General features: G+C 73.6%; 27 protein-coding genes. 15 read left to right on the top strand and 12 right to left on the bottom strand.

The window, feature by feature from the left end:
* Positions 1 to 30 precede the first annotated feature (30 nt).
* Both ACLFMI_RS19660 and ACLFMI_RS19655 read left to right on the top strand, forming a co-directional pair.
* Entirely contained in the window at positions 31 to 594 is a 564-nt protein-coding gene (locus ACLFMI_RS19660) for a PadR family transcriptional regulator (protein WP_410949363.1), read from the top strand.
* A 63-nt stretch (positions 595 to 657) separates the two neighbouring features.
* Positions 658 to 1,083 (top strand): DUF1707 SHOCT-like domain-containing protein, encoded by a 426-nt coding sequence (locus ACLFMI_RS19655; protein WP_410949362.1) that lies wholly within the window; start codon positions 658 to 660, stop codon positions 1,081 to 1,083.
* On the opposite strand, the gene ACLFMI_RS19650 is transcribed toward ACLFMI_RS19655, so the two are convergent.
* Positions 1,044 to 1,811, bottom strand: coding sequence for an SDR family NAD(P)-dependent oxidoreductase (locus tag ACLFMI_RS19650; RefSeq protein WP_410949361.1), 768 nt, complete (start codon positions 1,809 to 1,811; stop codon positions 1,044 to 1,046). The two genes, ACLFMI_RS19655 and ACLFMI_RS19650, sit on opposite strands and share 40 nt — an antisense overlap.
* 61 nt (positions 1,812 to 1,872) lie before the next feature.
* Here ACLFMI_RS19650 and ACLFMI_RS19645 point away from each other — a divergent pair, with 61 nt between their 5' ends.
* From ACLFMI_RS19645 to ACLFMI_RS19630, 4 genes are all read left to right on the top strand, one after another.
* Entirely contained in the window at positions 1,873 to 2,295 is a 423-nt protein-coding gene (locus ACLFMI_RS19645) for a hypothetical protein (protein WP_410949360.1), read from the top strand.
* Positions 2,296 to 2,340: 45 nt separating this feature from the next.
* The gene (locus tag ACLFMI_RS19640) at positions 2,341 to 2,973 is read left to right on the top strand and encodes a class I SAM-dependent DNA methyltransferase (RefSeq protein ID WP_410949359.1); all 633 of its coding nucleotides are present in this window, start codon (positions 2,341 to 2,343) and stop codon (positions 2,971 to 2,973) included.
* A 36-nt stretch (positions 2,974 to 3,009) separates the two neighbouring features.
* Complete coding sequence (locus ACLFMI_RS19635; protein ID WP_410949358.1) at positions 3,010 to 3,402, top strand: hypothetical protein; 393 nt, start codon at positions 3,010 to 3,012, stop codon at positions 3,400 to 3,402.
* A gap of 405 nt (positions 3,403 to 3,807) precedes the next feature.
* A complete protein-coding gene (locus tag ACLFMI_RS19630) occupies positions 3,808 to 4,209 on the top strand; it encodes a transglycosylase family protein (RefSeq protein ID WP_410949357.1) in 402 nt (133 codons plus the stop codon).
* 111 nt (positions 4,210 to 4,320) lie between these two features.
* Here the strand turns inward: ACLFMI_RS19630 and ACLFMI_RS19625 are convergent, their stop codons facing one another.
* The 4 genes from ACLFMI_RS19625 to ACLFMI_RS19610 form a co-directional block, all read right to left on the bottom strand.
* Complete coding sequence (locus ACLFMI_RS19625) at positions 4,321 to 5,334, bottom strand: TIGR03617 family F420-dependent LLM class oxidoreductase (RefSeq protein ID WP_410949356.1); 1,014 nt, start codon at positions 5,332 to 5,334, stop codon at positions 4,321 to 4,323.
* Positions 5,334 to 6,224, bottom strand: a complete 891-nt coding sequence (locus ACLFMI_RS19620; protein WP_410949355.1) for an alpha/beta fold hydrolase — start codon at positions 6,222 to 6,224, stop codon at positions 5,334 to 5,336. Before ACLFMI_RS19620 ends, ACLFMI_RS19625 begins: the two co-directional genes overlap by 1 nt.
* A 66-nt stretch (positions 6,225 to 6,290) precedes the next feature.
* Complete coding sequence (locus ACLFMI_RS19615; RefSeq protein WP_410949354.1) at positions 6,291 to 7,289, bottom strand: alpha/beta hydrolase; 999 nt, start codon at positions 7,287 to 7,289, stop codon at positions 6,291 to 6,293.
* Positions 7,290 to 7,375: 86 nt separating this feature from the next.
* Positions 7,376 to 8,035 carry a nuclease-related domain-containing protein gene (locus ACLFMI_RS19610; protein ID WP_410949353.1) on the bottom strand — a complete coding sequence of 220 codons (660 nt, stop codon included), beginning with the start codon at positions 8,033 to 8,035 and terminating at the stop codon, positions 7,376 to 7,378.
* Positions 8,036 to 8,096: 61 nt separating this feature from the next.
* Between ACLFMI_RS19610 and ACLFMI_RS19605 the strand changes: the two genes are divergently transcribed.
* Positions 8,097 to 8,618, top strand: coding sequence for a DnaJ family domain-containing protein (locus tag ACLFMI_RS19605; protein WP_410949352.1), 522 nt, complete (start codon positions 8,097 to 8,099; stop codon positions 8,616 to 8,618).
* Between the two features lie 213 nt (positions 8,619 to 8,831).
* Here ACLFMI_RS19605 and ACLFMI_RS19600 read toward each other — a convergent pair whose 3' ends face one another.
* The 3 genes from ACLFMI_RS19600 to ACLFMI_RS19590 are packed head-to-tail and all read right to left on the bottom strand — an operon-like array spanning position 8,832 to position 10,196.
* Positions 8,832 to 9,164 (bottom strand): ArsR/SmtB family transcription factor, encoded by a 333-nt coding sequence (locus ACLFMI_RS19600; protein ID WP_410949351.1) that lies wholly within the window; start codon positions 9,162 to 9,164, stop codon positions 8,832 to 8,834.
* A 28-nt stretch (positions 9,165 to 9,192) separates the two neighbouring features.
* Entirely contained in the window at positions 9,193 to 9,687 is a 495-nt protein-coding gene (locus ACLFMI_RS19595) for a hypothetical protein (protein WP_410949350.1), read from the bottom strand.
* Positions 9,684 to 10,196 carry a DUF1707 SHOCT-like domain-containing protein gene (locus ACLFMI_RS19590; RefSeq protein ID WP_410949349.1) on the bottom strand — a complete coding sequence of 171 codons (513 nt, stop codon included), beginning with the start codon at positions 10,194 to 10,196 and terminating at the stop codon, positions 9,684 to 9,686. The genes ACLFMI_RS19595 and ACLFMI_RS19590 overlap by 4 nt, the downstream gene beginning before the upstream one ends.
* Before the next feature lie 168 nt (positions 10,197 to 10,364).
* Between ACLFMI_RS19590 and ACLFMI_RS19585 the strand changes: the two genes are divergently transcribed.
* From ACLFMI_RS19585 to ACLFMI_RS19575, 3 genes are all read left to right on the top strand, one after another.
* The gene (locus ACLFMI_RS19585; RefSeq protein WP_410949348.1) at positions 10,365 to 11,756 is read left to right on the top strand and encodes a sensor histidine kinase; all 1,392 of its coding nucleotides are present in this window, start codon (positions 10,365 to 10,367) and stop codon (positions 11,754 to 11,756) included.
* Positions 11,753 to 12,421 carry a response regulator transcription factor gene (locus ACLFMI_RS19580; RefSeq protein ID WP_410949347.1) on the top strand — a complete coding sequence of 223 codons (669 nt, stop codon included), beginning with the start codon at positions 11,753 to 11,755 and terminating at the stop codon, positions 12,419 to 12,421. Before ACLFMI_RS19585 ends, ACLFMI_RS19580 begins: the two co-directional genes overlap by 4 nt.
* 146 nt (positions 12,422 to 12,567) lie before the next feature.
* Positions 12,568 to 13,548: a slipin family protein gene (locus ACLFMI_RS19575; RefSeq protein ID WP_410949346.1), complete on the top strand. Its 981-nt coding sequence runs from the start codon at positions 12,568 to 12,570 to the stop codon at positions 13,546 to 13,548.
* On the opposite strand, the gene ACLFMI_RS19570 is transcribed toward ACLFMI_RS19575, so the two are convergent.
* The gene (locus tag ACLFMI_RS19570; protein ID WP_410949345.1) at positions 13,517 to 13,735 is read right to left on the bottom strand and encodes a DUF1707 SHOCT-like domain-containing protein; all 219 of its coding nucleotides are present in this window, start codon (positions 13,733 to 13,735) and stop codon (positions 13,517 to 13,519) included. The genes ACLFMI_RS19575 and ACLFMI_RS19570 overlap by 32 nt on opposite strands.
* A gap of 101 nt (positions 13,736 to 13,836) precedes the next feature.
* Here ACLFMI_RS19570 and aroQ point away from each other — a divergent pair, with 101 nt between their 5' ends.
* Positions 13,837 to 14,301 (top strand): type II 3-dehydroquinate dehydratase, encoded by a 465-nt coding sequence (gene aroQ / locus ACLFMI_RS19565; protein ID WP_410949344.1) that lies wholly within the window; start codon positions 13,837 to 13,839, stop codon positions 14,299 to 14,301.
* Positions 14,302 to 14,368: 67 nt separating this feature from the next.
* On the opposite strand, the gene ACLFMI_RS19560 is transcribed toward aroQ, so the two are convergent.
* On the bottom strand, positions 14,369 to 14,779 hold the full coding sequence (locus ACLFMI_RS19560) for a VOC family protein (protein WP_410949343.1): 411 nt from the start codon (positions 14,777 to 14,779) through the stop codon (positions 14,369 to 14,371).
* Positions 14,780 to 14,909: 130 nt separating this feature from the next.
* Between ACLFMI_RS19560 and ACLFMI_RS19555 the strand changes: the two genes are divergently transcribed.
* Both ACLFMI_RS19555 and ACLFMI_RS19550 read left to right on the top strand, forming a co-directional pair.
* Positions 14,910 to 15,899 (top strand): Gfo/Idh/MocA family protein, encoded by a 990-nt coding sequence (locus tag ACLFMI_RS19555; protein WP_410949342.1) that lies wholly within the window; start codon positions 14,910 to 14,912, stop codon positions 15,897 to 15,899.
* Between the two features lie 86 nt (positions 15,900 to 15,985).
* The gene (locus ACLFMI_RS19550; RefSeq protein WP_410949341.1) at positions 15,986 to 17,455 is read left to right on the top strand and encodes a peptide MFS transporter; all 1,470 of its coding nucleotides are present in this window, start codon (positions 15,986 to 15,988) and stop codon (positions 17,453 to 17,455) included.
* Between the two features lie 102 nt (positions 17,456 to 17,557).
* On the opposite strand, the gene ACLFMI_RS19545 is transcribed toward ACLFMI_RS19550, so the two are convergent.
* Entirely contained in the window at positions 17,558 to 17,836 is a 279-nt protein-coding gene (locus tag ACLFMI_RS19545; RefSeq protein WP_410949340.1) for a hypothetical protein, read from the bottom strand.
* A gap of 878 nt (positions 17,837 to 18,714) precedes the next feature.
* Between ACLFMI_RS19545 and ACLFMI_RS19540 the strand changes: the two genes are divergently transcribed.
* Positions 18,715 to 19,452, top strand: coding sequence for an SDR family oxidoreductase (locus ACLFMI_RS19540; RefSeq protein WP_410949339.1), 738 nt, complete (start codon positions 18,715 to 18,717; stop codon positions 19,450 to 19,452).
* Between the two features lie 243 nt (positions 19,453 to 19,695).
* Entirely contained in the window at positions 19,696 to 20,235 is a 540-nt protein-coding gene (locus ACLFMI_RS19535) for a bifunctional nuclease family protein (RefSeq protein WP_410949338.1), read from the top strand.
* Positions 20,236 to 20,240: 5 nt separating this feature from the next.
* Here the strand turns inward: ACLFMI_RS19535 and ACLFMI_RS19530 are convergent, their stop codons facing one another.
* Positions 20,241 to 22,073 (bottom strand): ABC transporter ATP-binding protein, encoded by a 1,833-nt coding sequence (locus ACLFMI_RS19530; RefSeq protein WP_410949402.1) that lies wholly within the window; start codon positions 22,071 to 22,073, stop codon positions 20,241 to 20,243.
* Positions 22,074 to 22,127: the final 54 nt, after the last annotated feature.

Genomic DNA, 22,127 nt, shown 5'->3' with positions numbered 1-22,127 from the left:
CCGGGGAGTCCGGGGCTCTAGGGTGGCCGGATGCGAGCGGCCGCGGAGTGGGGTGCTCGTGGCCCCCGGCTGGGCCTGGCCGAGTGGACGGTCCTGGCGGTGGTCTGCGAGCGCCCGGTGCACGGGTTCGCGATCGCCGCGCTGACCGCGTCCGACGGTGACCTGGGCCGGGTCTGGCAGATCCCACGTCCGGTCGTCTACCGGGCGATCGGCCGCCTGGTCGACGCCGGCCTGATCTCCGCGGACGCCGTGGAGGCCGCGGGCGGGCCGCCGCGCACCGTCTACGCCGCGACGACGACCGGTCGCGAGCGGGCCATGGCCTGGCTGGCCGAGCCGGTCCCGCACGTGCGCGAGCTCCGGTCGGAGTTCCTGCTCAAGCTGGCCGTGCTGCATCGTCGCGACGCCGACCCGGCCGAGCTGGTCGCGGCCCAGCGCGCGGTGCTGGAGCCGATCGTCGCCGCGCTGCGGGCCGAGCCCGGCGGCCCGGAGCCCGGCGGCCCGGAGCCCGGCGGCGCCGACACCTTCGACCGGATGCTCGCCGCCTGGCGCCGGGTCTCGGCCGAGGCCGCGCTGGCGTTCCTGGACGAGTTGTGACCTCCGCTTGACCGGGCCAACCAGATAGTGGATAGTTCTGCTATCCACAATGAGGAGGCCGTCATGTCGGACCTGCGCACGTCGGATCTGCGGATCGGGGACGCCGAGCGGGAGCGCGCGATCGCGCAGCTCGAGCGGCACGTCGGAGCCGGCCGGCTGGACCTGGCCGAGTTCACCGAGCGCAGCGACCGGGTCGCCGCCGCGCGCACCCGCTCCGAGCTGGCCGCGGTCCAGGCGGACCTGCCCCGGCTGCCCGACCCGGAACGGGCGGCGCGGGTCCGGCGCGGCGTGCTCGCCGCGACCTGGGGGCCGTGGGCGCTCTCCGGCGTCGTCTGCCTGGTGATCTGGCTGCTGGTCGCCCTCGGCGGGGGCGGTGGCTACTTCTGGCCGATCTGGGTGATCGGCCCGTGGGGCCTGGTGCTGCTGGCCGGAACGCTGGTCGGCGGCCGCTACGGCTCGCCGTGCAGCAGCGGGCGCAGGTCCGCGTAGTTCGAGATCTCCCACCCGCCGTCGACGACCAGGCTGGTGCCCGTCACGTAGCTCGCGTCGTCGCTCGCCAGGTACAGGCACGGGCCGGCGATCTCCTCCGGATCGGCCGGCCGGCGTTGCGGGATCCGGGACATGAAGTCCTCGTGCAGCGACCGGTCGCTGCGGAAGCCCTCGGTCAGCGGGGTGGCGACCAGGCCGGGCAGCACGGCGTTCACCCGGATCCGGTCGTCGGCCAGCTCCAGCGCCGCGCTCTTCGCCAGGTTCTCCGACGCCGCCTTCGCCGCCGCGTACGAGCTCCCGCCGTACAGCGGAACGTGCGCGTTCAGCGACGACACCAGCACGATCGCGCCGCCGCCGGTCTCCCGCATGGCCCGCGCGGCGTGCCGGACGGTCAGGTAGCTGCCGTGCAGCACGAGGTCGGCCGTCCAGCGCCAGTCGTCGTCGGCGCCGTCGGTGATCGTGCCGAACCGGGCCGCCCCCGCGACGCCGAAGGCCAGGTCGAGGCGCCCGAACCGGTCCACCGCCGTCGCCACCGCCGCGGCGACCGCGTCCGCGTCGGTGACGTCCGCCCGCACCGCGACCAGGCCCTCGTCGTCGCCGGTGTCGACCGGAGCGACGTCGGCCAGCACCACCCGCGCGCCCTCGGCGCGCAGCCGCCGCCCGATCGCCGCCCCGATCCCGGATGCTCCACCGGTGACCAGCGCGACCCTGCTCTCGAACCGCCCCATCGCGGTCCCCTTTCCGGGTCGTGGCTGTGGTGAACCCGACCGTAGGGGGTATGACGGCGGCATGACCCGACACGACCTGACCTGGATCCCGCGCCTGCTCGGCGCGGTCACCGCCGGCTACAGCGTGGCGATCACCGTCAAGCCGGAGCTGTTCCTCCGGCCGACGAAGCTGATCGGGGAGGGCGAGCAACCGACCACCGGGCAGCGGGCGCTGACCATGGCGATCGGCGGCCGTGACCTGGTGTCCGGACTGGCCATGCTGCTGGCCCCGGGCGGGACGCCGCTGAGGACCGCGGTCGCGGTGCGGGTCGGGGCCGACCTCGCCGACCTCGCAGTGTTGGGCTCGCAGCTGCCCGACCAGGACGCCCGCGAGAAGGCGACCATGGTCGCCGCCGGCTGGGGCGCGCTCTGCGCGCTCTCGCTGCCGGCCGCCGACCTGCCCCGGAAGGGGCTGCGGCGCGGCGCAGCGCGACCCGGCAGGTGACCCCCGGCAGATGACACCGGGCCCGCGCTGCACGATGATCGGTCGATGGCCACGAGCACCGGGGACGATCCCCACCTGGAACGTGCGTACACGCTGAGCGGGCCGGCCGACGCCCGCGATCTCTACGACGAGTGGGCGGCCACGTACGACGCGGACCTGACCGGCGAGGCGCAGGGTTACGTCGCGCCGTCGGTCACCGCGGTCGCCGTCGTCGCCGCGGCCGGGACCGGTGGCGAGATCCTCGACGCCGGCTGCGGGACCGGCCTGGTCGGTGTCGAGCTGCACCGGCGCGGCGTCGGCACGATCGACGGCGTGGACGTCTCGCCCGGGATGCTGGAGCAGGCCCGGGCCACCGGCGCCTACCGGGACCTGCGCGAGGCCGACCTCACCGCGGCACTGGACCTGCCGGACGACCGCTACGACGTCGTCGTCTGCGTCGGCACGCTGACCCACGCCCACGTCGGGCCGTCCGCGGTCGCCGAGTTCGTCCGAGTGGTCCGGCCCGGCGGGTACCTGGTCGCCACCGTGCTCGACGACGCCTGGGAAGCCGGTGGCTACCGGGCCGAGGTCGACCGGCTCTGCGCCGGGGACGTGGTCGAGGCCGTCTCCATCGGGCTCGCGCCCTACCGGTCCGGGCAGCACGTCGAGTGCCGGCTCATGGTGCTGCGCATCCGCTGACCACCCCCGCCCGGGCCGGGGGGCAGACTGACCCGCATGAGCACCTCCACCGGCCGCGGCGGCACCGGCACCGGGCGCAGGATCCTGCTCGTCCTACTGGTGCTGTCCGTGCTGGTGCACGCCGGGACGGCCCTCCTCACCCCTGCGGCGCCGCTGTCCGCCGTCTCGAACGGCGTGGTCGGGCTCGCGGCCCTCGTCGCGCTCGCGCTGGTGATCCGCCGGGCCGACGGGCCCGCCCTGCTCACCGCGGCCGTCGCGGGCGGCCTGGGGGTGGCGTTGTTCCTGGTTCCCGGCCTGATCGGGGTGGCCGGGGGGCAGGTCTGGATGGCCTGGCTGGATCCGTGGGCGTTCGGCAGCCTGCTGCTCGACGCGATGGTCGTGCGGATCGCGGTCTTCACTCTCCGGAGGGTGCAGGACCCGGCGTCCTGAGGACGCCATGACCGGGCCCACAATCGGCGCCGGAACCTCTCCGAATCGGAAATACCGTGGTCCGGCAAAGATCAATTGAGATGGCGATAATCGGCGTCTGAGCTGCGAAGATGCATAGCTTCGTTATCCCGGTGTGATAGGTCACCGAAACCCGACTTGACCCGATCTCGGGGTGTCGGCGACCTTCGTGGTCGCTCCGATGCGTACCGCGTCCGGGGCACACCGAAATGCCGGAACCGCCACGCCAGGACGACCCCGTCCCACGGTTCCCGGTCAGTCGACCTGCCTAGGCGGGACGGGGTCGCGGGCCACGAGCGCGATCCGCTCGTGACGCAACCGGACGTCGCTCCCCGCGTCGAACCGGCGCTCGGAAAGTCGTGGGCCTGGATCTCAGGTGAGTACAGAATGAGCAGCACTCGTATGTCCATCCGTGGGCGTTTTGTCGGGACTCTGACCGCCGGCATCCTGGCGTTCGGGGCTCCGCTCGCCATGGCCGGGACCGCGAACGCCGCCGAGACGACCGCGCCGGTGACCCCGGCCGCGGTGTCCGCCCCGACCCAGTCCGTCTCCACCAGCACGTGGGACAAGCTCGCCGAGTGCGAGTCCGGTGGGGACTGGAGCACCAACACCGGCAACGGCTTCTCCGGTGGCCTGCAGTTCACGCCGTCGACCTGGAAGGCCTTCGGCGGCGAGGGCAACCCGAAGAACGCCAGCAAGTCCGAGCAGATCCAGGTCGCCGAGAAGGTCCTGGACGGCCAGGGCTGGGGCGCCTGGCCCGCCTGCTCCGAGAAGCTCGGCCTGCGCTGAGCGGAGCTCGCACTTTCGCAGCCCTCCCCGGAGCGGCTGCACGACGGCCGGTGACCCTGCGCGGTCACCGGCCGTCGTCGTGCGTGCGGTGTGCTCGTGCGTGCGGTGTGCTCAGGTGGCGGCACGGAGCCGGGTCGTGGTGTCCAGCACCAGCCCGGGATCGGCATCGTAGGGGGTGTAGAGCGAGATCCGGTCGACCAGCCCGCGGTAGCGGTCGGTCATCGCCGTCGCGACCTCGGCCGGGGACCCGGCGACGGCGAACAGGTCCAGCACCTCGTCGTCGATCAGGCCGGCCATCTCGTCCCACGCCTGCTGCCGGGAGAGCGCGTTGAGCCGGTCGGCCAGCTCGCCGCGGCCGTGGTGCTCCAGCACCGGCCGGTACGGCGGGGTGGAGGCGTAGAACGCGATCTGCCGGCGCACCCCGGCTTCGGCGGCGGCGCGGGCGTCGGCGTCCGCGCCGAGTACCGCGAACACCGGCAGGCACACGTCGAAACCGTCCAAGCCGTCGCGGCCGCGCCCGCGGCGCACCGCGGGCAGCGTCACCCCGCCCAGGTAGGACGGTGTGGTGAGCGAGTGCGCGAGCAGCCCGTCGGTGACCCGGCCGGCCACCTCGGTCATCCGCTCGCCGACCGCGGCCAGCATCACCGGCGCCGTCCCGTGCGGGTTCGGCCCCGGCGAGAAGAACTCGGTCATCAGGGTGTGCTGGTAGAACTCGCCCTGGTAGCGCAGCCGGTCGCCGGTGGCCCAGGCGTCCCAAATCGCCCGCAGCGCGCTGATGAAGTCCTCCATCCGCGCCGCGGGGCGGCTCCACGGCATCCCGAACCGGCGCTCGATGTGCGGCTTCACCTGCGATCCGATACCGAGGTCGAACCGGCCGCCGGAGATCAGCGAGATGTCGTTGGCCTGGTAGGCCAGCGACATCGGGTTGCGGGCGAACGCGACGGCGATCCCGGACTGCAGGCGGATCCGGGAGGTCGCCCGCGCGGCCAGTCCGAGCGCGACGAACGCGTCGTGGCTGGTCTCCGGGACCGAGACCGCGTGGTAGCCGTCCTTCTCCGCCTCGATGGCGAGCCGCTCGGTCTCCAGGGGGTCGGCGGTGAACCCGCCGGTGGTGTCGACGTGCACTACCCGTCCTTCCGCTCCGGTGCGACCCGGTCCAGCCAGGCCAGCAGGTCCGCGACGATCTCGTCGCGGTTGGTCTCGTTGAACACCTCGTGCCGGGCACCCGGCCAGACCCGCAGCGTGACGTCGGTCAGCCCGGCCGCGGCGTAACGCTCGGTGAGCGGGCGGACCAGCGTCAGGCCGGCATTCACCGGGTCCTCGTCGCCGACCACCACGTAGACCGGCAGCCCGCCGGGGATCCGGTGCAGCGTGCCGGGCGAGGCGAGCGGGCGGGCGCCGGCGAACATCGCCTGCGTGCCGGGGGTGTCGAGGCCGAAGCCGCAGCGCGCGTCGGCGACATAGGCGTCGACCTGGGCCGGGTCCCGGGACAGCCACTCGAACCCGGTGCGCGGCTCGAACGCGGCGTTGAACGACGACAGGTCCATCGGCCCCGACAGATCCATCCCGGCCTCCATCAGGTCCAGCACCGCGGTGCCGGAGAGCACGACCGCGTCCGGCGGGGTGGCGTCCCGGACCAGGTACTGCTGCACCGCGAACGACCCCATGCTGTGCCCGAGCAGCACCAGCCCGGCGCCCGGATGCTCCGCGCGGGCGAGGTCGGACAGCAGCCCGACGTCCTCGACGAGCTGCTCCCAGCCGTCGTCACCGAGGACGCCGTAGCCGTCCGGGCCACCGGCGGTGGCGCCGTGCCCGCGGTGGTCCTGGGCGTAGACCGCGAAGTCGCGGGCGGTGAGCGTGTCGGCCAGCGCGACGTAGCGCAGGGCGTGCTCGCCCATGCCGTGCGTGAGCGCGACGATGCCCCGGACGGGCGCGCCCGGCGGGCCGTCGGGGAGCCAGCGGTAGGCGGTGACGGCGGTGCCGTCCCGCCCGGCGAAGGTGAACGTGTCGGACATGGAGGTGCACCGCCGTTGGTGTCGTGACGATCTCACGGCGATCGTCCGTCACCGCCGATCCGCCGGTCAATCGAGTGCGGTGCGCAACCAGGTGACGGCGCGGGTGGTGAAGTCGTCCGCGGTCCGGGTGCCGGAGGCCCAGCCGTCGAAGCCGTGCGGTGCGCCGCGCACGACGTCGACGGTCACGTCCACCCCGGCGGCCCGTAGCCGCTGGGCGTAGGCGAGGTCCTCGTCGTGGAACAGGTCGACGTCGCCGACGCCGATCCATGCCGTCGGCAGCCCGGCGAGGTCCTCCCGCCGGGCAGGGGCGGCGTAGGGCGGCAGGTCGGTCGAGCCCGGTTCCCGGCCGAGGTAGCTGCGCCAGCCGACCGCGTTGTTGCGGTTGCTCCAGACCAGGTGCCGGGGCCGGTCCAGCTCCCGGCGGGCGGCGGTGCGGTCGTCGAGCATCGGGTAGTAGAGCCACTGCGCGGCGGGCTGCACGGTCGGTCCCGGTGCGCCCGGTTCCGCTCCGGTCGGGCCCGGCGCGGCCGGGTGCCCGGTCTGGTCCCGCGGCTCCGGGGCGGCGGCCTCGTCGTGCAGGCGCTGGGCCAGCGCGGCGGCGAGCCCGGCCCCCGCGCTCGCCCCGCCGACAGCGATCCGGTGCGGATCGATCCCGAGCCGGTCGGTGGAGCGGAGCAGCCAGGTCCACGCGGCATGGCAGTCGTCGAGGGCCGCCGGGAACGGATCGACCGGTGCGAGCCGGTACTCCACCGAGACGACGGTGATCCCCAGCTCGGCGGCGATCGCGCCGCACCGGGCGTCGTCGAGCAGGACCGAGCCGAGGACCAGGCCGCCGCCGTGGATCCACAACAGTGCCGCGTCGGTGCGCTGCCGGTCGGGACCGTAGACCCGCACTGCGGGCGGTCCGGGGTGGGTGGTCGCGCGGACGCCGTCGGTCGCGACCGGCCCGGATCGGCGGGACAGCCAACTCAGCAGCGGCAGCAGCCGGGGGTGGCCGAGCGGCAGCGGCGGTACCCATCGGGCGGCCCGGCGCAGGTCGGGGGCGATCGTCCGGTCACCGGCCATCGTGTGCCTCCTCCTCATCGCCGGCCGGTCCGCCCGGCCCGCCCGATCATCGTCGACGGGTCCGGCGCGGGGCGCGACCGGCCCGGTCAGCACCAGGTACCGGCGCTGCGGGCGACCTCGTACACCTCCTCCACCGTCCGGGCGCCGAGCACCGGGGACATTCCGCGCAGCGCCGGGAGCAGCGCGCTCTCGGTGGCGACGACGACGTCGTCCGGCCACCGCCGCGCCCGGACCGGAGCGCCGACCACCGCGATCACCGCCCGCACCGGGAACCGGACCGCGGTGTCCAGCCGCGGCAGCAGCAGCTGCCGCACCCGCGCCGCCTCGGCGCGGGATCGCGGTACCGCGTCGGTGCGGATCCCGGACACGATCAGCCGTTCGCCATCCAGCAGCACCTTCCGGTCCCGGTGGTGCCGGGTATTGATCACACAGACGCCCGGTGGTCCGATCAGGACGTGGTCCAGGTCGGCCGCTCCGCCGTCCAGCGGGACCGAGTGCAGCACCTGCCAGCGCGGCGGCCGGTGCAGCAGCCGGTCCTGGCGGGTACGGCCGGTCAGCAGCTGCAGCCGTTGCGCGGTGCGCTGCTCGCCGTCCGCGCCGAGCCGCCAGTTGCGGTCCGCGCCGCCGGCCTGCCGGACGCGGGCGGCCTGGTGCCCGGCGCGGCGGCCGGGGTGGTGCCGGGCCAGGTCCAGGGAGCGTTCCCGGACGGGTGCGGTGGTCATGGCGTCGGTGCGATCGTCGGTCATGGCGGTGAGTGTGGCGGCGACCACCGACAGAATCGCCTACCGTGCTTCGGGGGTGGTCCGCATGAACGCACCGGGTCCGCGCTTCGAGTCACCCGTCGACCGGACGATCCGGGAGGCCGTGGAGCGGGGGGACTTCGACGATCTTCCCGGCAAGGGCAAGCCGTTGCCGGGGGCCGGGACCACCGGCCCGATCGACGAGAACTGGTGGGTGCGCGGCTACCTGCAGCGCGAGGGGATCTCCTCCGAGGCGTTGCTGCCGCCGTCGGTCCAGCTGCGCAAGGAACTCGACCGGATCGACGCGACGGTGGCCCGGTTCGGTGACGAGCGCCGGGTCCGGGAGCACGTCGCGGAGGTCAACTCCCGGGTCGTCGATCACATGCGGCATCCGATGGGGCCGCGCGTCCCGATCCGCAGGCTCGACGCCGATGCGGTCGTCGAGCGCTGGCGCGCCGCCCGCCGGCATCGCCGGTCACCGCGGCCCGACGCCGGACACCCGGCCCCCGGTCCCGACGGGGCGCGGGCACCGGCTTGCCGCCCCCGGTGGCTCCGCCTGTTCCGTCGCGCCGCCGACGACACCCACTGACGCGGCCCGCGACACGGGGAACGCCCGCCGACGGAAGAACGCGCGCCCTGTGGAGGAACGCGCGCGCCGGCGGAGAACGCGCACGTCCCGGCACGCGCCTTCTCCGGATCGGTGGCGCCGCCCCGGTACTGCATCGTGAACTCCGGCGTGGTCAGCGCCCGGAACCGCTGCTCGGCGGTGCTGCGGATGTAGGTCGTGTAGACGTGGGCACGGTCACCGGTCGCGGTCATCGCTGTCCTCCAGCGCGGTGCGCAGGCCGGTGATCACCTGCACCCGGCCTCGCTCGAACTTCCCGATCCACCGGTCGTGGATCTCCTGGATGGGCACCGGATCGAGGTGGTGGAGCTTCTCCCGGCCGCGGCGCAGCGTCGACACCAGCCCGGCGTCCTCCAGCAGCGCCAGGTGCTTGGAGACGGCCTGCCGGCTCATCCCCAGCCCCCGGCACAGCTCACCGAGCGTCTGCCCGCTGTGCTCGTGCAGCCGGTCGAGGATCTGCCGCCGTGTCGGGTCCGCGAGGGCCCGGAAGACGGCGTCCACGTCGGTCACGCGATCAACTATGCAACTGTATGGATGCTTATAAACGGCGGCGGAGCCGTCCGCCGGGCTTCTCCACCGAGAGCACGGCCGCGGTGAGCAGCATCGCCTGGTGCAGCGCCGAGCTGAGGACCAGCGACCAGAGCACCGAGCGGTCCTCGGCGGTCGCGGCGATCTCGATCCAGCGGGTGTTCAGCAGGACCGACCCGACGATCACCGTCAGGGCCAGCACCGTCTTCGCGACCACCCACCGGTACCGGAACAACCCCCACGCCGTCCGGGCCCCGAGGATCGCCCCGGTCAGCACGGTGCCGACCGCGAAGAACGGGATGACGCCGTTGCCCACCGTCGACATCGCAGCCACGGCGAAGCCGGTCCCGGCGTCCTGCAGCAGCACGGCGGCCGGGAGCACGAGCATCACCAGCGACAAGCCCGTCCATCCGGTCGCCAGCAGGACGTGCCCGGTGCGCAGCGCGGCCCGCGGTCCCCGGGCCAGCCGGCGGGACGTCGCCGCCCGGGCACCGACGGTGGTCACCTCAGCTCCGGCGGGACCGTCTCGTCGGGCGAGGGCCCGCGCTCGGCCCGGCGGCTGTGGACGAACACGGTCAGCAACAGCAGCAGGACCGGGCCGGCCGGGACGAACGGCACGAAGCCGATCACTCCGCCGAGGACCATGAGCACGAGCAGGGCCGCCACGACCCCGGCGTGCACGGTGAGGTTCCGGCGGGCGCGCGGGGTCAGCTCGCCCCGGCGTGCACGGCGCGGTCGGCGCGTCTCCGGGAGGTCGGAGACCAGCGGGATCAGTTCGGCGCGGATCCGCGCGGCGTAGGCGGCGGCCTGCCGCTCGTCGGACTCGGTGAGGGTCAGCCGACCTTCCGCCGCGGCCTCGCGCAGCCGTCCCGCGACGTGCTCGCGTTCCGGGTCGGAGGCGAGCACCTCGGATCCGCCGGGGGCCATGGTGCGCGGCGGCCCGACGCCGTCCGGGACGGTGATCGGCGTAGGTGTGCGGTCGGAGGTGCCGGGTGAGTCGGCGGTCGTCGTCATGGTCGGAAGGGTGGCCGCGCACCGGGGGCGCGCGCGTCCGTCCGCAGTCGCCGATCGGACTGCTGCCCCGGGGGCAGCACGGGCGTGGCCGGTACTGCCGGCGGAGTACGGCGGCCGTCACCGTCCGGAGGACGCTCGCCGTCGGTGCCCGGGGCTACCGTGTCCGGCGTGCCCACCGTGAGCCGTCCGAGCTGGTGGGGCGGGGTGTTGCGGACCCTCGTCCTGCCGGCGGTCGTCGCGCTGCTCACCGCGGGCGGCACCGTGTTCGGCACGATGCGCCGCTCCTGGGACCCCCCGATCGTCCCGGTCGAGGGAACCCCGATCGACGGCGTGGCCGTCGCGCTGCTCGCGGTGGGGCCGCTCGCGCTGGTCTTCCGGCGGTCGAACCGGGTCGCGGCGCTGGCGGTGACCGCGGGTGCCCTCGTCGGCTACCTGGGGCTCGGCTATCCGCCGACCGGCCCGACCGGGCTCGCGCTCGCCGTCGCGCTGGTGTCCGCGGTGGCCGCCGGACTGCACCACCGGGCGCTGGCCGTGGTCGGCGGGGCCGCGGCCGTGCTGCTCGGGTGGTTCCTGCTGGCCGGGGTGCCGGTGCCGTGGGCCGCGACCGGTCCGGTGCTGGCCTGGCTCGCCGCGCTCTTCGCGGGTGGCGCACTCTGGCGGGTCCGTCGCGAGCGGATCGAGCATGCCCGCCGGGCCGCCGAGGAGGAACGGCGGCGGCATGCCGGCGAGGAGCGGCTGCGGATCGCCCAGGAGCTGCACGACGTGCTCGGTCACCACGTCTCGCTGATCAACGTGCAGGCCGGGGTGGCGTTGTTCCTGATGGACGACGACCCGGAACAGACCCGCACCGCGCTGACCGAGATCAAGCGGGCCAGCCGCGACCTGCTGCGCGAGATGCGCTCCACCCTCGGCGTGCTGCGCGGGGTGGACGAGCAGGCCCCGCGGCTGCCGACGCCGGGCCTGGACCGGTTGGACGCGCTGCTCGACGAGGTCCGCGCGGCCGGGCTGGCCGTCCGGCGCCGCACCGAGGGTGAGCCGCGACCGCTGCCGACCGGGACCGACCTGGCCGCGTACCGGATCGTGCAGGAGTCGCTGACCAACGTCCGCCGGCACGCCGGCGCCGCGACCGCCGTGGTCACCCTCGGCTACGGTGCCGACGTCCTTGACCTGCGGATCCACGACGACGGCGCGGGCCCCGGCCCGCACGCGGCCGACGGCACCGGGCTCACCGGCATGCGCGAGCGGGCCCGGTCCGCGGGCGGGACGCTGGAGGCCGGCGCCGGCCCGGAGCGCGGGTTCCGGGTGCACGCCCGGCTTCCCGCAGCCACCCCGATCGCGGAGGGCTCGGCCTCGACCCCGGTCGCCCCGGAAGGCTCGGCCCCGACCTCGGCGACCCCGACCGTTCCGGACACGGCGACGGTGGACGGCACCGCCCCGGCCGGCACGCCTCCGGAAGCGGGCGGCCCTGCCCTGCAGGACCCGGCTCCCGACATCGCGCCCCGGACCACCCACGGGCCGGACCGCGACCGGGTCCCCGGATCGGGGACGGTGGACCGGTGATCCGCGTCCTGCTCGCCGACGACCAGGCGCTGGTGCGCTCCGGGTTCCGTGCCCTGCTCGGGTCCCAGCCGGACCTGGCCGTGGTGGCCGAGGCCGCGGACGGGGAACTGGCGCTGGCCGCCGTCCGGGAACACCACCCGGACGTCGTCCTGATGGACATCCGGATGCCCGGTACCGACGGCCTCACCGCCACCCGGGAGATCACCGCCGACCCCGCGCTGTCCGGGGTGAAGGTGGTCGTGCTGACCACCTTCACCGACGACTCGTACGTCTTCGAGGCGATCCGCGGCGGTGCGAGTGGGTTCCTGGTCAAGGACGCCGAGCCGGCCGACCTGATCACCGCGATCCGGGTGGTGCACGACGGTGAGGCGTTGCTGGCTCCGGCCGTCACCCGGACCCTGATCGCCGAGTTCGCGGCGCGCTCGCGCGGCGGGCCCACCGACGCCGGGGTGCTGGAGGGGCTGACCGACCGGGAGCGCGAGGTGCTGGCCGAGGTCGCCGCGGGGCTGTCCAACGACGAGATCGCCGGCCGGCTGCACATGAGCCCCACGACCGCGAAGACCCACGTCAGCCGGGCCATGACCAAGCTCGGCGCGCGGGACCGCGCCCAGCTCGTGGTACTGGCGTACGAGTCCGGCCTGGTCCGCCCGGGCTGGACCGGCTGAGCGGAGCTTGCGGGGCGACATCGGTGCTGGTCCACCGGTTGCCGCCGCGCGCCGCGCGTACGGTCGGGGTACGGGCCGTCGCTGTCCCGCGCCACCGGCGTCCCGGCACGTAAGGCGTGCGGGCGAGGGCGGAAGGAGAGCCCCGGATGGGTGTGTTGACGACCCTCCTGTTGATCGTGCTGCTGGTCGGGTTGCTGGCCGGCTCGAGCATCCGGATGGTGCAACAGTACGAGCGTGGCATCGTGCTCCGCTTCGGCCGGCTGCTGCCGCAGGTGCGCCAACCGGGGCTGCGGTTGCTGATCCCGGTCGCGGACCGGATGCGCAAGGTCTCGATCCAGACCCTGGTGCTCGACGTCCCCTCGCAGGGCGCCATCACCCGCGACAACGTCACGGTCGGGGTCGACGCGGTCGTCTACTTCCGGGTCGAGGACCCGGAACGCGCGGTCATCAACGTCCAGAACTACATGCACGCCACGTCGCAGGTGGCGCAGACCTCGTTGCGCTCGGTGATCGGCCGGGCCGACCTGGACACGCTGCTGTCCGACCGGACCCGGATCAACAGCGAGCTGCGGGAGGTGATCGACGCCCCGACCGAGGAGTGGGGCATCACGATCGACCGGGTCGAGGTCAAGGACATCTCGCTGCCCGAGGGCATGCGCCGGTCGATGTCGCGGCAGGCCGAGGCCGAGCGCGACCGCCGCGCCCGGGTGATCTCCGCGGAGGGTGAGCTGCAGGCCTCGGACAAGCTGTCCCGTGCCGCCGCGGCGATGGACCGGACCCCGAGTGCACTGCAGCTGCGGCTGCTCCAGACCATGAACGACGTCGCGGCGGAGAAGAACAGCACGCTGGTCATGCCGTTCCCGGTCGAGCTGCTGCGGTTCCTCGACCGCGGCGCCGGGGGCGGGGGCGGCGCCGCGAGCGCCACGGTCGAGGAGCCGGAGGAGCAGGAGACCGGCGACGAGACGGAAGCGAGCGCCGAGCCCCTCCCGGACGCCGTGTCCGGTCAGGACAGCGAGCAGCCGGCCCTGCCGTCCACGCAGCCCCGGGACGCCGGTCCGGACGGCGCCGTCGAGCGGGCCCCCGGTGGCGACGGCGTCACCACAGGCTCCCCGGAAGATCCGCGGTGAGGTCGTCCAGCTCGCCGTAGGTCCGGGCCCGGTAGGTAGCCGCGGTCCGCTCGTCGAACTCCTCGACGGTCAGCCGGCCCTCACCGAACGCCCGGCGCAACCGGTCCGCGACCCGTTCCCGGTCGCGGTCGGCGGCACGGACCTTCCGGTGCGGATCGGGCCCGCCGGTTGCTGGTTCCTGCGACACGCCGACCAGGATAGGTTCCGGACGGGCGACGGAGTGGGACGCGGCGTCCGGATGCGGCATGATCGGCGGCCCGAGCCGCCGACCCCGGAGGACCCGCCGTAATGACCACCGTGTTCGTGTTCAACGGCCCGAACCTGAACCTGCTCGGGGTCCGGAAGCCGGAGGTGTACGGCCGCACGGTGCTCCCCGACGTCGAAGCACTCTGCCGGGAGGCAGCCACCGGGCACGGCCTGAGCCTGGACTTCCGGCAGACCAACCACGAGGGCGTGCTGGTGGACTGGATCCACGAGGCCGGGGCCGCGGTGAAGCGGGGCGACGCCCTCGGTGCGGTGCTCAACGCCGCCGCCTACACCCACACCTCGGTCGCCCTGCACGACGCGATCGAGGGCGCCGAGCTCCCGACGATCGAGGTGCACATCTCGAACGTGCACGGTCGTGAGACGTTCCGGCACCACTCCTACGTCTCCCCGGTGGCCGCGGGGATCGTCGTCGGGTTCGGGGTGGACGGCTACCCTCTGGCGATCGACGGCCTGGTCCGGAAGACGCGTCCGCTCCGCTCGGTCTGACCCGGCCCCCGGAACCCACCGGTGCGTCACTGGGCCGCCGCGACCCCTCGCCACGGCGGCCCGGAGCTCAGGAGCCGGCGATCGCGGACGGGTCCATCCAGACGAACTCCCAGCGGTGCCCGTCCGGGTCGTCGACGCTGCGGCCGTACATGAAGCCGTGCTCCTGGGTGTCGCCGCCGACCGCGCCACCGGCCGCGATGCCGGCGTCGGCCAGCTTGTCGACCTCGTCGCGACTCTCCACCCCCAGCGCGTTGATGACCTCGCGGGCGATCTTCGGGTCGGCGGTACCGGGCTGCTTGGTGAACTCGGTGAACCGCTCCTGGGTCATCACCATGATCACGACGGCGTCGCTGACCACGAACGACGCGGTGCTCTCGTCGGAGAACTGCTCGTTCAGGCTGAAGCCCAGTGCGGAGTAGAACGCCTTCGACGCGGCGAGGTCGGCGACCGGCAGGTTCGGGAAGATCATGTTCGGCATCGCGGGGCTCCTGGATTCCTCTGTGGCCCCGGGCGTTCCGGTGCCGTTCGAGAGGGGAGACCGGGGTGCCCGCCGGGACTCATCGCCCCACCGCGAGGATTTTCCGGACCTGTCCGGCAGGATCGGTCCCATGACCGTGAGGTGGGGAATCATCGGCCCGGGCCGGATCGCCGACAAGATGGCGCCGGACTTCGCGCACGTCGAGGGCGCGGAGCTGGTCGCGGTCGCCTCGCGTTCCGCGGAACGCGCCGGGGCGTTCGCCGCGAAGCACGGCATCGGCACCGTGCACACGTCCTACCGGGACATCCTCGACGACCCGGGGGTCGACGTCGTCTACGTCGCGACACCGCACCCGCAGCACCGCGCGATCGCGCTGGCAGCGCTGGAGTCCGGCACCGCGGTCATGGTCGAGAAGGCGTTCACGGTCAGCTCGGTGGCGACCCGGGAGATCGCCGCGACGGCCAGGCGGACCGGGGTGTTCGCGATGGAGGCCATGTGGACCCGGTTCTTCCCGGCCGTCCGGCGGCTGCGGGAGCTGGTCGCCGAGGGTGCGATCGGCGAGGTCCGCTCGGTGCAGGCCGACCTCGGCGTGCGCAACCGGTCCGGCTCCGACGACCGGTTCTTCTCCCCCGAGCTCGGCGGCGGCGCGCTGTTCGACCTCGGCGTCTACCCGATCTCGTTCGCGCAGATGGTGCTGGGCAGCCCGTCGGTGATCGCGGCCGCGGGCGAGCTGGCTCCGAGCGGCGTCGACGTCGAGTCCTCGATCCTGCTCGGCTGGCCGGACGGGCGCAACGCGGCGTTGCAGATCAGCCTGCGGTCCGCGATGCCCGGCTCGGCCCGGGTGATCGGCGCCGAGGGCTGGATCGAGGTGCCCCCGCGCTTCCACCACCCGGACCGGATCGTGCTGCACCGGCACGGCGCGGAGCCCGAGGAGATCGTGCTCCCGGCCACCGGCGCCGGGTTCGTGCACGAGATCGACGAGGTCACCCGGCGGGTCGCCGCCGGCGAGACCGAGAGCCCGATGATGCCGCTGGCCGACACCGTCGCCGTGCAGGACGTGCTGGCCGCCGTCGCCGGCCGGCTCGGGATGATCCCGGAGGAGGGCCCGGCCACGTTGTGAGGTCTGGTTGCGACCGGGTGAAGTGTGAGCTACCGATCGGTAGCTCCATCTTTACCTCGCACAACGACGGGGTGTAGACCAGCCCGGTGACCGACCTCACCTCTCCATCGCCACGCCGGGAGAAGACCTTTCTCGGCCATCCCACCCAGCTCGGGACGCTGTTCGGCGTCGAGATGTGGGAGCGTTTCTCCTTCTACGGCATGCAGGCGATCCTGCTGTACTACATGTACTACGCCGTCACCGAAGGCGGCCTCGGCTACGACCAGGGTGTCGCCGCCGGCGTCGTCGGCGCCTACGGCGGGACCGTCTACCTCTCCACGATCCTCGCCGCCTGGGCGGGTGACCGGCTGTTCGGCCCGGAGCGGGTGCTGTTCGGCAGCGCGATCTCCGTCATGGCCGGGCACATCTCGCTGGCCCTGCTTCCCGGGAGCGCCGGGCTGGCCGTCGGCCTGGTGCTGGTCGCGCTGGGCAGCGGCGGCATCAAGGCGAACGCGTCGACCCTCATCGCGATGCTCTACGGCGAGGGCGACGACCGCCGCGACGCCGGATTCTCGATCTTCTACCTGGGCGTGAACATCGGCGCCCTGGTCGGCCAGATCCTCACCCCGGTCGTGCAGAGCACGACGGCGAGCTTCCATATCGGCTTCGGCCTCGCGGCCGTCGGGATGGCGCTCGGCCTGATCCAGTACACGTTCCTCCGGAAGAACCTCCCGCCCGAGGGCAGGCTCGTGCCCAACCCGCTGCCGCAGGCCCAGAAGGTGCGCTTCGGGGCGCTCGGCGCCGCCGCCCTCGTCGTGGTGCTGATCCTGGTCCTCACCGACGTGATCACCGCCGGCCGGCTCGACCTGATCGTCACCGCGATCGTCGCGGTCGCGACGATCGCCTACTTCACGCTGATGCTGACCAGCCCGAAGGTGGAGCGGATCGAGCGCCGCCGGGTGCTCGCGTTCCTGCCGATGTGGGTCGCCAGCGCGATGTTCTGGGCGATCTTCCAGCAGATCTTCACCGTGGTGGCGATCTACGCCGAGGAACGGACCGACCGGTCCGTGTTCGGCCTGTTCGAGATCCCGGCCGGGTCGGTGCAGGCGATCGAGCCGTTCTTCGTCGTGCTGCTGGCAGGTGTCTTCGCGGCGGTGTGGACCAAGCTGGGGTCGCGCCAGCCGGCGTCGCCGCTGAAGATGGCCATCGGCACGATCATCATCGGAGCCGGGTTCCTGCTGTTCATCCCGCTGGCCGGCACCGGCGCGAACGGCACCCCGCTGCTCGCGCTGGCCGGCATCCTGCTGATCTTCTGCCTCGGCGAGCTGTTCACCTCACCGGTCGGGCAGTCGCTGTCCACGAAGCTCGCCCCGCAGGCGTTCCGCACCCAGATGGTGGCGCTGTTCTACCTGTCGGTGTCGATGGGCACGGTGCTCGCCGGCGTGCTCGGCGGGTTCTACAGCGCCGAGAACGAGGTGGCGTACTTCGGCATCACCGGGATCGCGGCGATCGTCGTCGGCCTGGTCGTCGTGGCGATCGTGCCGAAGCTGAAGGTGCTCATGGAGGGCGTCCGCTAGCCCCCGAACAGGGGTGACGGTGTGGCGTCGAACACGGGTTCGAGCTGTCCCCAGCTGTGTGCACATCTGTGGACAACTCGTCCCTGCTGTGGACAGCGTGGATCACCGCCGACGGTTGCGGCGTACCGTCGGCAGGTCCATGCCGTCCCCGGTCATCTCCCGGGCGATCCGCACGACGTGCGCGCGGACGTCCGGGGGCTGGTCGGCGATCCGGAGAGCGAGCAGCTCGAGGATCGACGCCAGGCCGAAGGCCGTCTCGGGCCGGGCCAGTCCGGCGTAGTGCGACTGAACGGCCTGGTGCCGCAGCGCCTCGGCGGCGGCCAGGACGGTCTCGCGGTCAGCACGCAGCGCGGCCAGCCGGCGTCGTTCGTGGGCGTTCATGCTCCCCCGGGGATCGGTCGGGTCCATCGGTCCCGCCCGGGGGAGCGGGCGTCGCGGACCAGCGTGCCCCCGCTGACCGCTCGGAGGCCAGACAGGTCCCCGAGATGTCGCACACACGTTCGAGCACCGGTCGTCCTGGAGGAGCTGTACGACCACGGCGAGTGCCGACGTCGCCGCCCGGGCGTGGTTCGCGACCGTCCACCGGCGCTCGAACGCCGACCATCCGCCGCCGCGGTCCAGGGCGTTGTTCAGCGGGGTGTTCACCGCGGCCGCCTCGTCCGCCGGGCGCCGGCGCGGCGCGGTCCCGGACCGCCGCGACGGCCGCGATGTCCCGCTCGGCGTTCGCCCGGGTGGTCGGCGAGTCCCCGGGGGCCGTGCGACGCCGGGCCGACCGCGCGGTGGCGGGGTCGCTCGCGCTCACGGCGGCGGGCGACGGCGCGGTCGAGGGTCCTCGCACGTTAGTTCGATAGATACGTGCTACGCTGCGCCTACGCGGTTCGATCGGGGCGTATGGAGGGATCTCGCGAACAGGATAGAGAAGCGTAGACGACGTCATGCCTGCGGTTCGATGCGGCAGTCTCCTGCTCTCTCGTCAGCGAGCTAGAAAGTCGTAGACGGTGCGACGGGTCGCGTTCGATGCCGTCGTATCTCGCCGTCTAACGCTCGTCCGAGACGACCCGAGAAGCCGCGATGGGCGCTGCTCGCTCGGGCTCTCTGCTGCTGTCTCGTCATCGTCGTAGACGGCCGGATACGGCGCGATGCCGCCTTTGCTCTGCGCACACCGGGTGAGCGCGAGTGTTGCGATGTGGTCGTGCGGACGACCCGTGTCGCAACGCTCGTTCGGCGCGTCCCGGACGACCGCGTGCGAAGCTGCGGGGATGAGTGGCGTGGCGGTCGTGACCGGGGCCGGATCGGGCATCGGCGGGGCGGTGGCCCGCGCCCTGCTCGACGACGGCTGGCGGGTCGCGCTGGCCGGGCGGCGAGCCGACCGGCTCGACGCCGTCGCCACCGGGCACGCGGACGCGCTCACCGTCGCCACCGACGTCGCGGACCCGGACTCGGTGGCGGCGCTGTTCGCCGCGGTCGCCGACCGCTGGGGCCGGGTCGACCTGCTGGTCAACAACGCAGGCACCTTCGGGCCGGGCGGCACCGTCGACGAGATCGCCGTCGCGGACTGGAGCGACACCGTCGCGATCAACCTGACCGGCTCGTTCCTGTGCGCGCGGGAGGCATTCGCGGCGATGCGCCGGCAGCACCCGCAGGGCGGTCGGATCATCAACAACGGCTCGATCTCGGCGCACGTCCCGCGCCCGCGCAGCGCGGCCTACACCGCCACCAAGCACGCGATCACCGGCCTGACCAGGTCGCTGTCGCTGGACGGCCGAGCGTTCGGCATCGCCTGCGGGCAGATCGACATCGGCAACGCCGCCACCGACATGACCGCGGGCGTCGCCGCCGGCGCGCCGCAGGCCGACGGGTCGGTCCGGCCGGAACCGACGTTCGACGTCGGGCACGTCGCCGACGCGGTGCGCTACATGGCCGGGCTGCCGCTCGGCGCGAACGTCCAGTTCCTCACGGTCGCCGCGACCGCGATGCCCTGGTTGGCGCGGGGCTGAGCTCGCGGAGCGAACGTCGGCGCCGAGCGGAGCTTGCGGAGCGAACATCGACACCGAGCGGAGCTTGCGGAGCGAGTATCGGCGCCGAGCGGAGCTTGCGGAGCGAACATCGACACCGAGCGGAGCTTGCGGAGCGAACATCGATACCGAAGCGTCTCGTTGTGAGACACCCCCGGCGCTCCGGACCGGGGAAACTGGGAGCTCGCCGAGGTTGGCCGGCACGGAGCGACCGGGGAGGGGCCGATGTCCCGGACGATGCACGTCCTGCGCCTGATCGTGCACGCCCGTTCCCGACAGCCGGTGCTGCTGCTCGGCGAGGCGGGTGGGGACCGGTGCGTGCCGGTGTTCCTGCGGCCCCCGCAGGCCGAGGTGATCGCCGTCGGCGCCCGGGACGACCGGAGCGTCGCGCTCACCCAGGACATCCTGATCCCGGTGGTCACCGCCCTCGGCCGGGCGTGCGAGTCGGTCGAGATCACCGACCTGGCCGACGGGGTCTACACCGCCGAGCTGGTGTTCGACGGCGGCCTGCGGGTCGCGGTCAAACCGTCCGACGCGCTGGCCGTCGCCGTCCGCGAGGACCTGCCGATCGGGATGGCCGAGCACGTCCTGGACGAGGTGGGGCAGCCGATCGAGGACATCCTGCCGCCGGACTCCGAGGACGCCTCCGGGGCAGGCGCCCAGGCCCGGGCCGCGGTGGGCGAGGTCCTCGCGGAACCGCCGGACGCGCAGCTCCAGCAGTTCCGCGAGTTCATCGACGAGGTCTCCCCGGACGACTTCCGGTAGGGCGCTCACGGGTGCGCAGCGCCCACCAGCTCGGCGTAACGCCCGTCGCGTGCCAGCAACGACGAGTGTCCGCCCCGCTCGACGACGCGGCCCGCCTCCAGGACCAGGATCTCGTCGACGTTCCGGACGGTGGACAGCCGGTGCGCGATCACGATCGCCGTCCGGCCCTCCAGCGCCTCGGCCAGTGCGGCCTGCACCGCGGCCTCGGAGGTCGAGTCCAGGCTGGCGGTGGCCTCGTCGAGTACCACCACCCGCGGCCGGGCGAGCAGCACCCGGGCGATCGTCATCCGCTGCCGCTCCCCGCCGGAGAGCCGGTACCCGCGCTCCCCGACGGTCGTGTCCAGGCCGTCCGGCAGCGAGGCCACCAGGTCCTCGAGCCGGGCCCGGCGCAACGCCGCCCACAGCTCGGGGTCGGTCGCCTCCGGCGCGCCGATCCGCAGGTTCGCGGCGACCGTGTCGTGCAGCAGGTGCCCGTCCTGGGTCACGAAGCCGACCGCGCGGTGCACCGACTCGGCGGTCAGCTCCCGCACGTCCTCGCCGCCGATCCGGACGGCGCCGGAGCCGGCGTCGTAGAGCCGGGCCACCAGCTGGGCGACCGTCGACTTGCCCGCGCCCGACGATCCGACCAGCGCCACCATCCGTCCGGCCGGGACGGTGAAGGACACCTCCTGCAGGACCGTCTCCCCGCCGCGGGCGTCCAGCACCGCGACCTCCTCCAGCGAGGCCAGCGACACCTGCTCCGCGGTCGGGTAGGCGAACGAGACATGGTCGAACTCGACGCCCAGCGGCCCGGCGGGCACCGGCCGGGCGTCCGGTGCGTCGTCGATCATCGGCCTCAGGTCCAGCACCTCGAAGACCCGCTCGAAGCTGACCAGCACCGTCATGATCTCCATCCGGGCCCCGGCCAGCGCGGTCAGCGGCTGGTAGAGCCGGGTCAGCAGCATCGCCAGGGCGACGACGTCACCGGCGGACAGCGCCCCGGCCAGCGCGAACCCGCCGCCGACGCCGTAGACCAGCGCCACCGCCAGCGACGACGCCAGCGTCAGCGCGGTCACGAAGACCCACTGCAGCATCGCCGAGCGGACGCCGATCGTGCGGACCCGGTCCGCGCGCTCGGCGAACTCGGCGGACTCCTGGGAAGGCCGGCCGAACAGCTTGACCAGCGTCGCGCCGGGCGCGGAGAAGCGCTCGGTCATCCGGGTGCTCATCGCCGCGTTGTGGTCGGCGGCCTCCCGTTCCAGCGCGGCCAGCCGGCGTCCCATCAGCCGGGCCGGGACGAGGAACACCGGCAGCAGCAGCGCCGCCAGCAGCGTCACCGGCCACGAGATCGCCAGCATCACGCCGAGCGTGAGCAGCAGGGTGACCAGGTTGGACACCACCCCGGCGAGGGTGTCGGAGAACGCCCGCTGCGCACCGAGCACGTCCGAGTTCAGCCGGGACACCAGCGCGCCGGTCCGGGTGCGGGTGAAGAACGCGACCGGCATCCGCTGCACGTGGTCGAACACCGTCGTGCGCAGCTGGTGGATCAGACCCTCGCCGAGGTTCGCCGACAGCCACCGGGTGACCAGGCTCAGCGCGGACTCGGCGACCGCGGCCGCCGCGATCAGCCCGGCGACGGCCGCCAGCACGGACAGCGGGGCACCCGAGGTGATCGCGTCGGTCGCCCGCCCGGCCAGGACCGGGGTGACGACGGTGAGGACCGCGCCCGCCGTGCTCGCGGTGAGGAACCACGCCATCCGTCTGCGGTGTGGCCGGGCGAGCCGGAGTATCCGCCTGGTCGTCTCCCCGGCGGGCCGGTTCTGCCGGCCCGGATCGGAGCTGGCGTGGTGCATGGCCATGTAGATGCTGGCGTCCATGCGCCGGAACGATAGAATCTGAAGTTCACTTCAGGT

Source organism: Pseudonocardia nantongensis (assembly GCF_046546495.1).
GTDB lineage: Bacteria > Actinomycetota > Actinomycetes > Mycobacteriales > Pseudonocardiaceae > Pseudonocardia > Pseudonocardia nantongensis.
This window is presented reverse-complemented; position numbering and strand designations above follow the sequence as displayed.

Coding starts and splice junctions, on each gene's coding strand:
- ACLFMI_RS19660 (WP_410949363.1), top strand. CDS start 31: ATGCGAGCGGCCGCGGAGTGGGGTGCTCGTGGCCCCCGGCTGGGCCTG.
- ACLFMI_RS19655 (WP_410949362.1), top strand. CDS start 658: ATGTCGGACCTGCGCACGTCGGATCTGCGGATCGGGGACGCCGAGCGG.
- ACLFMI_RS19650 (WP_410949361.1), bottom strand. CDS start 1,811: ATGGGGCGGTTCGAGAGCAGGGTCGCGCTGGTCACCGGTGGAGCATCC.
- ACLFMI_RS19645 (WP_410949360.1), top strand. CDS start 1,873: ATGACCCGACACGACCTGACCTGGATCCCGCGCCTGCTCGGCGCGGTC.
- ACLFMI_RS19640 (WP_410949359.1), top strand. CDS start 2,341: ATGGCCACGAGCACCGGGGACGATCCCCACCTGGAACGTGCGTACACG.
- ACLFMI_RS19635 (WP_410949358.1), top strand. CDS start 3,010: ATGAGCACCTCCACCGGCCGCGGCGGCACCGGCACCGGGCGCAGGATC.
- ACLFMI_RS19630 (WP_410949357.1), top strand. CDS start 3,808: ATGAGCAGCACTCGTATGTCCATCCGTGGGCGTTTTGTCGGGACTCTG.
- ACLFMI_RS19620 (WP_410949355.1), bottom strand. CDS start 6,224: ATGTCCGACACGTTCACCTTCGCCGGGCGGGACGGCACCGCCGTCACC.
- ACLFMI_RS19615 (WP_410949354.1), bottom strand. CDS start 7,289: ATGGCCGGTGACCGGACGATCGCCCCCGACCTGCGCCGGGCCGCCCGA.
- ACLFMI_RS19610 (WP_410949353.1), bottom strand. CDS start 8,035: ATGACCGACGATCGCACCGACGCCATGACCACCGCACCCGTCCGGGAA.
- ACLFMI_RS19605 (WP_410949352.1), top strand. CDS start 8,097: ATGAACGCACCGGGTCCGCGCTTCGAGTCACCCGTCGACCGGACGATC.
- ACLFMI_RS19590 (WP_410949349.1), bottom strand. CDS start 10,196: ATGACGACGACCGCCGACTCACCCGGCACCTCCGACCGCACACCTACG.
- ACLFMI_RS19575 (WP_410949346.1), top strand. CDS start 12,568: ATGGGTGTGTTGACGACCCTCCTGTTGATCGTGCTGCTGGTCGGGTTG.
- aroQ (WP_410949344.1), top strand. CDS start 13,837: ATGACCACCGTGTTCGTGTTCAACGGCCCGAACCTGAACCTGCTCGGG.
- ACLFMI_RS19560 (WP_410949343.1), bottom strand. CDS start 14,779: ATGCCGAACATGATCTTCCCGAACCTGCCGGTCGCCGACCTCGCCGCG.
- ACLFMI_RS19555 (WP_410949342.1), top strand. CDS start 14,910: ATGACCGTGAGGTGGGGAATCATCGGCCCGGGCCGGATCGCCGACAAG.
- ACLFMI_RS19545 (WP_410949340.1), bottom strand. CDS start 17,836: ATGAACGCCCACGAACGACGCCGGCTGGCCGCGCTGCGTGCTGACCGC.
- ACLFMI_RS19540 (WP_410949339.1), top strand. CDS start 18,715: ATGAGTGGCGTGGCGGTCGTGACCGGGGCCGGATCGGGCATCGGCGGG.
- ACLFMI_RS19535 (WP_410949338.1), top strand. CDS start 19,696: ATGTCCCGGACGATGCACGTCCTGCGCCTGATCGTGCACGCCCGTTCC.
- ACLFMI_RS19530 (WP_410949402.1), bottom strand. CDS start 22,073: ATGGCCATGCACCACGCCAGCTCCGATCCGGGCCGGCAGAACCGGCCC.